The sequence below is a fragment of the Pseudarthrobacter albicanus genome (assembly GCF_018224015.1).
Lineage (GTDB): Bacteria > Actinomycetota > Actinomycetes > Actinomycetales > Micrococcaceae > Arthrobacter > Arthrobacter albicanus.
The window spans coordinates 21,242-29,837 of sequence record NZ_JAGPOT010000098.1 but is presented as its reverse complement, the minus strand read 5'-3'; the positions used below and the strand labels follow the sequence as shown (position 1 = coordinate 29,837).

Annotated in this window: 8 protein-coding genes and 1 pseudogene; all 9 read right to left on the bottom strand. The window is 70.0% G+C overall.

From position 1 onward, the window contains the following. Positions 1-183 precede the first annotated feature (183 nt). Positions 184-264 (bottom strand): annotated as a pseudogene (locus J9611_RS18010) (RidA family protein); the annotation flags it as partial. Positions 265-378: 114 nt separating this feature from the next. Continuing rightward, the gene (locus J9611_RS18005) at positions 379-900 is read right to left on the bottom strand and encodes a hypothetical protein (protein WP_211882194.1); all 522 of its coding nucleotides are present in this window, start codon (positions 898-900) and stop codon (positions 379-381) included. Between the two features lie 73 nt (positions 901-973). Beyond that, entirely contained in the window at positions 974-1,477 is a 504-nt protein-coding gene (locus J9611_RS18000; RefSeq protein ID WP_211882192.1) for a GNAT family N-acetyltransferase, read from the bottom strand. Positions 1,478-1,519: 42 nt separating this feature from the next. Then, positions 1,520-2,350 carry an inositol monophosphatase family protein gene (locus tag J9611_RS17995; RefSeq protein WP_211882190.1) on the bottom strand — a complete coding sequence of 277 codons (831 nt, stop codon included), beginning with the start codon at positions 2,348-2,350 and terminating at the stop codon, positions 1,520-1,522. Further along, entirely contained in the window at positions 2,347-4,674 is a 2,328-nt protein-coding gene (gene ligA, locus J9611_RS17990) for an NAD-dependent DNA ligase LigA (RefSeq protein WP_307857142.1), read from the bottom strand. The genes J9611_RS17995 and ligA overlap by 4 nt, the downstream gene beginning before the upstream one ends. 50 nt (positions 4,675-4,724) lie before the next feature. Next, complete coding sequence (locus J9611_RS17985; RefSeq protein WP_211882189.1) at positions 4,725-5,537, bottom strand: PP2C family protein-serine/threonine phosphatase; 813 nt, start codon at positions 5,535-5,537, stop codon at positions 4,725-4,727. 56 nt (positions 5,538-5,593) lie between these two features. Further along, positions 5,594-6,784 (bottom strand): adenylate/guanylate cyclase domain-containing protein, encoded by a 1,191-nt coding sequence (locus J9611_RS17980; protein ID WP_211882188.1) that lies wholly within the window; start codon positions 6,782-6,784, stop codon positions 5,594-5,596. Continuing rightward, positions 6,774-7,373, bottom strand: coding sequence for a PH domain-containing protein (locus J9611_RS17975; protein ID WP_211882187.1), 600 nt, complete (start codon positions 7,371-7,373; stop codon positions 6,774-6,776). The genes J9611_RS17980 and J9611_RS17975 overlap by 11 nt, the downstream gene beginning before the upstream one ends. Further along, positions 7,366-8,313 (bottom strand): biotin--[acetyl-CoA-carboxylase] ligase, encoded by a 948-nt coding sequence (locus J9611_RS17970; RefSeq protein WP_211882186.1) that lies wholly within the window; start codon positions 8,311-8,313, stop codon positions 7,366-7,368. The genes J9611_RS17975 and J9611_RS17970 overlap by 8 nt, the downstream gene beginning before the upstream one ends. Positions 8,314-8,596 lie beyond the last annotated feature (283 nt).

Here is an 8,596-nt window from a genome sequence, read left to right as displayed (position 1 = left end):
GACAGAGGACGAGTGCGGGCCAGCCCAGTCCCAGGCCCGGTGCGGCACCGCCCGGCATGGCACCCTTCACAGGCCTGGCCCGCCCGACGGTCACGAACCGTCCCGGCCCGCCAGGAACCGGAAGGTGTGCGGCTCCCAGGACCGTCCGGGGAGCAAGTACGGGACTGATTCGTACTGATTAGGAACGGTGTTGTCAACCTGGACGGCCCGGGAGTAGCCGACTTTCTCTTCCCAGGTGGAGCCGGTGCCGAATGTCTTGCGCATGGGGTGCCCTTCGCGGTTCGTTTGGAGTCGGCACCACTTTAGGTCGGCCGGACGTCCGGCCGGTAAAACCGCCGGATTTGTGTCGGCCAAGCGCACCCGGCCAGCCGCACCAGGTCAGGTGCTGATGTCCCCGTGCTTCCTGAAGGCGTTGCGGCGGGCGTGCTCGTGGACCCGGCCGAGGGTTTCGATCTGGGACCGGGCGTCCGCGGCGAGGGTGGCGAAGGTGGCCGGATCGAGCCCGAGCTCGGGCGCCAGTTCCTGCAGGGTCTCCCAGCCGCCGAGTTTGCCCATCACCGCGGACCGCATCAGTTCGGCCTCCAGGACCATGGTCAGCGGCGAACGCCGCACAATCCGTCCGTTCAGTTTGAGCCGGCCGGCATGTTCGGCCAGCCAGGCGGCCGCCTGGCGGTGCGGCCGCTGCCGCACGCCGAGGTCGTGGATCAGGCCATGGATCAGTTCCCGTTCACGGCGGAGTGCCGCGCTGAGCTGTGCGAGCCCGGCGGCGACCGGGGTGTCGGCGAAGGCCTCGGCCATGCGCCCGATCCGGGAGACGCCGGCGGTGGCGCCGGTCAGGTGGTCCGAGAGGTAGAGGCCCAGCAGCTTCGCGTCGATCGAGTCGGGGATGTGCGGTGCCATAAAACCCTCCAAGGTGGGTGATGCCCGGGCGCTGCGGTTGGGAAAAACCCTACAGGTGTGCCCCGGTGCCCGGCTACACGTCCTGCCTGTACACGAGCAGCTTGATGTCGGTGCCCGGCACGAGCCAGTCCCGTTCTGGGACACGGTGGAAGCCTGTCTTCCGGTACAGTCCGTGGGCGCTTTCCCAGCCCTCGCCGGTGGTCAGTGCCACGGCCGTGATCCCGGGCAGCGACCTGGCATGCTCGAGGATGGCACGGATCATTGCCTGGCCGGCACCGCTGCGCTGCACGGACGGATCAATGACGAGCATGCGGAACTCCAGCTCGTCGCTTTGCGCAATGTCGGCGTAGGGCTCCCCTGCCACGGCGAGCGTCACGGACCCTATAACGTGCCCGGCGCGTTCCGCCACCCAGATGGTGGCCCTCGCAGCCCGCGCCTCGACGTCCTGGACCTGCCGCATGTAGGGGTGGTCGGCGCTGGCAAAGTAGCCTGCGGCCAGGTAGGCGTCCCGGGTGATGCGGGCAATGGCGGCGTAATCTCCCGGAACAGCGGGACGGATGAGGATCGGCGGATGCACCTGTCCATGGTACGGGCCGCCGCCAGGGCCCGAGGGGACCTGTCAGAGCGGGAATGTGCCGGAGAGCTCCAGCGTTCCCGCGCAGGTCCAGGCGGCCAGCCGTTCCTCGTCCGAGGGGCCACCGGCCAGCGGGCTCGTCAGCCGCGGGCGCCGCACCCAGCAACCGGCCTCTTCGGCGATCAGGGCGCCTGCGGCGAAGTCGTGTTCGTTGAGGCCGAGTTCGCCGTACGCGTCATGGGTGCCGTCGGCCACGAGGCACAGGTCCAGGGCCGCGGAGCCGAGCCGGCGCACATCGGCGAAGCCCTCCATGATGCCGGCGAGGCTGGCCGCCTGTTCCGCCCGGACGGCCGGATCGTAGCTGAACCCGGTGGCCAGGATCTGCCCGGTGCGTCCGGGGACGGGACCGTTGAGCCGGGTCCGCTGCCCGTTCTCTTCGAGCCAGGCGCCGCGGCCGCGGGTCGCGTAGTAGGTCCGGCCCAGCGCCGGGGCGTTGACGACGCCGGCCAGCCAGACGCCGTCGGGGTCCGCCACGGCCACCGAGGTGCCGTAGTAGACGATGTTCCGGATGAAGTTTGTGGTGCCGTCGAGCGGGTCGATCGACCAGCGGTAGCCGCTCGGCGTGGCCGGAAGGACGGTGCCGCCTTCCTCCCCCGTGATGGTGTCCAGCGGCCGGGCGGCGGTGATGACGTCCCGCACGGCGGCTTCCGCGGCGAGGTCGAACGCGGTCACCCAGTCCCCGGAATCGCCCTTGTTGCTGACATCCAGGGCGCTCGGGGTGCGGGTGGCCAGGACCGCCGCCCCCGCCGCCGCAGCCGCCTTGGCCAGTTCCAGGAAAACGGCGGGATCGGGCCGGATGCCGGAATCGGCGCTCATTCGCCCACCCCCTCCGGGTGACCTTCCCCGCCGTCGTGACCGGCGGCGCCGGCGTCATCCTCGGCCGGGCCGCCGTCGGACCCGCCATCGGCGGAGGCCGGCGGAGCCGGGCCGTCCGCGAGCAGGGCGCGGAAGCCGTCCTCGTCCAGGACCGGGACGCCCAGCTGCGCGGCCTTGTCCAGCTTGGTGCCGGCGTTGTCGCCCGCCACCACGTAGCTCGTGTTCTTCGACACCGACCCGGCCGCCTTGCCGCCGCGGACCAGGATGGCCTCCTTGGCTTCGTCCCGGCTGAAGCCCTCGAGGCTGCCGGTGACCACGATGGTCAGCCCCGCCAGGGTCCGCGGCATCGACTCGTCGCGTTCGTCGGCCATCCGCACCCCGTCGGCAGCCCAGCTGTCCACGATCTCCCGGTGCCAGTCCTCGGCAAACCATTCCGTCAGCGCGGCGGCGATCACCGGGCCCACGCCGTCGACATGGGCCAGTTCCTCCTCGGAGGCCTGCCGGATGGCATCCATGCTGCCGAACGCCGTCGCCAGCGCACGGGAAGCCCGCGGCCCCACGTGCCGGATGGAGAGCGCCACCAGGACGCGCCAGAGGGGCTGGGACTTTGCCTTTTCCAGTTCGCTGAAGAGCTTCTGGGTGGTGGCGGTCGGCTTGGACGGCGTCTTGGCCGTGCCCTTGCTGTAGAAGTACGGCACAAGCTCGAACTCGCCCATGGCCACGCCCCTGGACCGCTTTTCGCGCCGGATCCGGACGTTGGCGAGGTCTTCGCGAGTGAGCCGGAAGAGCGTGGCCTCGGTGGTGAGCGGCGGAGTTTCCGGCTCGGCCGGCTGGGTCAGGGCGATGGCTGCCTCCCAGCCGAGGGCCTCGATGTCGAAGGCGCCGCGCCCGGCCAGGTGGAAGACGCGTTCGCGCAGCTGCGCCGGGCAGGATCGCGAATTGGGGCAGCGGATGTCCACGTCCCCCTCCTTGGCCGGCGCCAGGGGCGTTCCGCAGGCAGGGCATTCGGTGGGCATGACGAAGTCCCGCACCGGCGGCACCTGCTGGTCCCTCAGGGCCAGGACCGGCCCGACGATCTCCGGGATGACGTCCCCGGCCTTCCGGAGCACCACGATGTCGCCGATCTTCACGCACTTGGCCTTGACGACCTCCTGGTTGTGCAGGGTGGCCATTTCCACGGTGGACCCGGCCACCTTGACCGGTTCCATCACGCCGTAAGGGGTGACACGGCCGGTGCGGCCCACGTTGACCGCGATGTCCAGCAGCTTGGTGTGCACCTCCTCGGGCGGGTACTTGTAGGCCACGGCCCAGCGCGGCACCCGGGTGGTGTAGCCGAGCGCCCGCTGGGTGGCGAAGTCGTCCACCTTGACCACGATGCCGTCAATTTCATGCGCCAGGCTGTGCCGCTTGTCCCCGTAACGGGTGATGAATTCCAGCACCTCCTTCAGCCCGGGAAGGACCTCGAAGTACGGGCTGGTGGGCAGCCCCCACTCGGCGAGCTGGCGGTAGGTGTCCGACTGGCTGGCGGTGTCGAGCCCTTCGCGGGCGCCGATGCCGTGCACGTACATCCGCAGCGGCCGCTTGGCGGTTTCCGCGGGATCCTTCTGGCGCAGCGAGCCGGCGGCGGCGTTGCGGGGGTTGGCCAGCGGCGCCTTGCCGGCCTCGATCAGGGCCTCGTTGAAGTCGGCGAAGGCCTGGGACGGAATGAAGACCTCGCCCCGGACCTCCATCTCGGCCGGGAAGTTGCCGCCGGTGAGCTGCCGCGGGATTTCCTTGATGGTCAGGACGTTGTGCGTGATGTCCTCGCCCGTGGTGCCGTCCCCGCGGGTGGCGGCGCGGACCAGCACGCCGTCGCGGTAGAGCAGGTTGACGGCCAGGCCGTCGATCTTGAGTTCGGTCAGCCACGACGGCGTCCCGTTGCCGAGCCGGGTGACGTTTGCTTCCGCCTTGGCGAGCCAGGCCTCCAGCTCCTCGAGGGAGAAGACGTCCTCCAGGCTGTACATGCGCTGCAGGTGTTCGACGGCGGCGAACGCGGCGGACACTTCGCCGCCGACCTCCTGGGTGGGGGAATCGTTGGAGACCAGCTCCGGGTGCATGGCCTCGAGCGTCTCGAGGCGCCGGAAGAGTTCGTCGAACCCGGCGTCGGAGATGGTCGGCGCATCTTCCTGGTAGTACGCGAAACGGTGCTTGCGGACCTGCTCCACGAGGTCCTCGTACTCTTCGCGGACGGCCCCGGACGGGATCATTTCCCCGGCCGGACTGAGTTCCTCGCGCTGTGCTTCGCGCTCTGTGTCGGTGCCTGCTGACGTCTTCCCTATGCTCACAGACCTATCCTGCCCTAGATCGCGCGCGTTGTCCGGTCAGCAGGGCCCGGTCAGCTGGCGCCGGGCGCCTCGCCGGCGGGAATCTGCGCGTCCACCACAATCGCGGTGACGTTGTCCCGGCCGCCGCTGCGCAGGGCGGCCTCGATCAGCGAATCAACGGCGGCCTGCGGGTCGGCCTCGGACGTCAGGATGCGGGCGATCTGGTCGTCGTCCAGTTCGCCGTTGAGGCCGTCCGAGCAGACCAGGATCCGGTCCCCGTCCTGGATCGGCAGCAGCCAGTAGTCGGCCTCCGCCTCGTCCCCGGTGCCGAGGGCGCGCGTCACCACATGCCGGCGCGGATGGACCGCGGCCTGGGCCTGGCTGATCCGGCCGGCGTCGAGGAGTTCCTGCACCTCGGAGTGGTCCACGCTGACCTGGGCCAGTCGGCCGTGGCTGAGCCGGTAGGTCCGGGAGTCACCGATGTTCAGGACCAGCCAGTACGGGACCCCCAGCTGTTCCACCACCACGACGCCGGAGAGCGTGGTCCCGGCGCGGGATCCGGTAGCCTCGCGGATGCCCGCGTCAGCCGCGAACAGGTACTGCTGGACGACGCCGGCAGTGGCGTGCCGCCCGCCGCCGTCCAGCTGCGGGATCCCGGCAAGGGTGCGCACGCAGATTCCGCTGGCGACCTCCCCCGCCTCGTGGCCGCCCATGCCATCCGCGACGGCGAAGACGGGTTCGGCGGCGATGAAGGAATCCTCGTTCGTCTCACGGCGCAGGCCCCGGTCCGTGCCGTATCCGCAGCGCAGGCGCAGACCCTCATTGCCGGGTGACGCTGGTGAATCTGGCGACGCAGGCGTGGTGGCGTCCGGCTGTTCGTTCATGGCAGTCCTCGGTGAAATAGCGGTCTCGACAATGGGAGCGGGGCGGCCCCCGGGCGTCAGTCCAGGACGAGTCCGCTGCCGCTGCCCGGCAGGAGCTGGACCGGGTGGATCTCGCCGAAGCCGCGGACGTCCTCAGGCGGGCGCGGAACCAGGACGAAGCGTTCGTCCTCCTCCAGGGCGGCAGCGGTCATGGAGTCCACCAGCACCGTTCCCGGGTCGGCCAGCGAGGTGAGCCGTGCGGCCAGGTTGACCGTGGGCCCGTAAATGTCCCCCAGCCGGGACAGGATGCGGCCCCAGACCATCGCGACCCGGGCTTCCGGGAGGATCTCGTCCTCCGTGAAGGCCCTGCACAGGGCCAGCGAGATCTCGGCTCCGGCCGCCGGGGTTTCGGCGATGTAGAGGACTTCGTCGCCGACCGTCTTCACGAGCCGGCCGCCGCCGACGGAGATGATTTCGGCGCACTTGTTCTCGAAGCGCTGCACCAGCTGGGCGAGCGTTTTTTCGTTCATCCGCCGGGACAGGCTCGTGTAGGAGACCAGGTCCGCGAAGCCGACCGCGCGTGCGAGCGGCAGCGGCGCGTCGTCCTCGTCGCCTTCGCGGCCTTCCTCGCTGGACTGGAGTCCGGCCTCGGCGCGCAGGGCCAGCCGCTGGACCCCGGCGTTGAGCTGGCGGCGCCAGGAATAGACGAGCATTTCCTCGAGGGCGTCCACGAGGGACGGCAGTTCGCTTACGAGCCGCTTGCGGGCCACGGCATCGGTGACGCCCTCTTGGTGGACCGTGTCCTCAACGAGCGCCTCGATCTGCCACACCACCATGCGGTCGGTCATCTGGCCGATGGCGCGGGTGACGGAAATCGCGGCTTCTTCGGTCAGCCTGCCCGCCCGCACCAGGTCCACCACGGTGTTCAGCGCGGCCTGGTCCCGTTCGGTGAAGGCGACGTCTTCATCGCCGAAGTTGGGGAATCCCAGGGCCCGCCAGAGTTTGCGGGCGGACAGCAGGGACAGCCCGGCGCCGGCGGCGACTTCACGACGGCGGAGCTTGCGTTCCCCGCCGAGCAGCCGGGTTTCGAGGGCCCTGGCGGCGAGACGTTCGGCGATCCGGTCAGCGGACAGGGCGCCGGTCGGAGCTGCAAGGGCGGGAGCCTGGCCGGCGTCGGTTTCGGAGCCTGCCTCGACGGCGGCGTCAGGGACCTGCGGCGGCTCTTCGGCCAGGAGTCCAATCTCCTCGTCGACATTCTCAGCGTTCATCTCTTCCACCTTCTCTCGTCTCCCACGGCCAGGCCTCGTCGGGGTTGTGCGGCATGCCTTCGACACCGGACACCGCGGCCGGTGGCAGCTCCTCGATGGCGTCAAGGATGAAGGTCCTGAATGTCGCGACCTCCGGGACGTCGGGGACCACCGTGCCGGAGGGGTACCCGGTATCCAAGGATATATTCCCGGACCGCAATAGGCGCTGGAGCAACGACTGCTCAATGACCACGTTACGGACGGCGGCCAGGGAAACCTGTTGATCGCGTCGTCGTAACATGCCGTAGCGGGCAACCAGGCGCTGGCTCGTCAGGGTGTAGCGGGTGGCTTGCCAGGTCATCGCCCGCGGCAGGCAGTAGCCCAGCAGGACCCAGGCGGCCAGCGCCACGCACACCCCGATAAGCCAGGCCGTCCAGTCCCTGGTGACCAGCGGGACCAGTTTGCCGGGACCGCCTTTCACAATCCAGGCACTCGCATAGGCGGCCAGGGCGGGAACCACAACGAACACTAGCGCCGGGACAATGAGCGTCCTGGGCTGGGGCCGGGTCACCACAATCACCTGCTCTCCCGGCAGGAGCTCCTTACGCATATCCGCTCTCGGCGCCGGCTGCATCTTTTGTGCCGGTATCTGATCCGGCTGCGCCGGGAGTTGTCCACGGGCGCAGGTGCACGACGTCGCCAGCGGTCACCACGTGCTCGCGGCCCGCGGAATCAACCACCAGGAGGGACCCGTAGTCATCCAGCCGCGAGGCGTGGCCGATGATTTCGTGGTCGCCGGGGAGCTGGGCGCGGACCTGCTTGCCGAGGGTGGTCAGCACGTGTTCCACCCGCTTATGCAGCGCGGGGCCGCCGGCCATCCCGGCGGCGGGGTCGCCGTCGGCGTTGCAGAAGCTCCGGTAGAGCACAGCGAAGCGGGCCAGGTAACTCTTCAGCAGCGCGGTCCGGTCCACCGTGGAGGGCTGCTCCAGCAGCACGGACGTGGCGGTGGGAACCGGCAGTTCGGCCTCGGTCAGGGTGACGTTGAGCCCGGTGCCGAGCACCACGGGCGGCGCTCCGCCGCCGGCCACGGGGCCCAGCTGGGCGAGGATGCCGGCGATCTTCCTGCCGCGCACCAGGACGTCGTTGGGCCATTTGAGCTCGGCCGGGATGCCCGCGGTTTCCAGCAGCGCCTCGCGCAGGGCCAGCGCCGCGAGCAGCGAGAGCCAGGAGTAGCTCTGGGTCGGCAGCGGCCGTCCCTCGGCGTTGAGCGGCCGGAGCACGATCGAGACGGAGACGGAGCTGCGGGCCGGCGCTTCCCAGCGGCGGTCCAGCCGTCCGCGGGCCTCACTCTGGTATTCGGCGGTCAGCACGGAGAGGTCCGGGTAGGCGCCCGGGTCCTCGGCAACTCCGCGCAGCAGGTCCGCATTCGTGGACCCGGTGGACTCCACCACGGCCAGGCGCGGAATGCCGCTGGCGGAGAGGAACGCCTCGTCGCCGAGGGCGTTCTGATCCAGGGGCGGGCGGTCCGGGGTCTCCTGCGCGGCTTCCATGCTTGAATCCTACCGAGGCGGCGGAGGCTTTGCTGCAGCGGCAACCCGAACGACGTCGGCCGCTGGCTCAGGCGGTACGACGGCGGCCGTCCCGGGAAGACATACCCGTGTCTGCAGGGGAACGGGAGGTTATCGGCCGCCGTACCTTGTCACCGCCGCCCCCGCGATGGAAAGCTGTCGTGCAACGGCCCGCCATGGCCGCTGCCGCGGATCCTGAAGAGCTTGACCATGCCCCGCGGTCCGAACCGCCCGATGAAGGAGTTCGTCGTGAATCCACTGGATG

Excerpts from the sequence above, each read along its gene's own strand:
- J9611_RS18005 (WP_211882194.1), bottom strand. The coding sequence starts at position 900 with ATGGCACCGCACATCCCCGACTCGATCGACGCGAAGCTGCTGGGCCTC.
- J9611_RS17995 (WP_211882190.1), bottom strand. The coding sequence starts at position 2,350 with ATGAGCGCCGATTCCGGCATCCGGCCCGATCCCGCCGTTTTCCTGGAA.
- J9611_RS17985 (WP_211882189.1), bottom strand. The coding sequence starts at position 5,537 with ATGAACGAACAGCCGGACGCCACCACGCCTGCGTCGCCAGATTCACCA.
- J9611_RS17980 (WP_211882188.1), bottom strand. The coding sequence starts at position 6,784 with ATGAACGCTGAGAATGTCGACGAGGAGATTGGACTCCTGGCCGAAGAG.
- J9611_RS17975 (WP_211882187.1), bottom strand. The coding sequence starts at position 7,373 with ATGCGTAAGGAGCTCCTGCCGGGAGAGCAGGTGATTGTGGTGACCCGG.
- J9611_RS17970 (WP_211882186.1), bottom strand. The coding sequence starts at position 8,313 with ATGGAAGCCGCGCAGGAGACCCCGGACCGCCCGCCCCTGGATCAGAAC.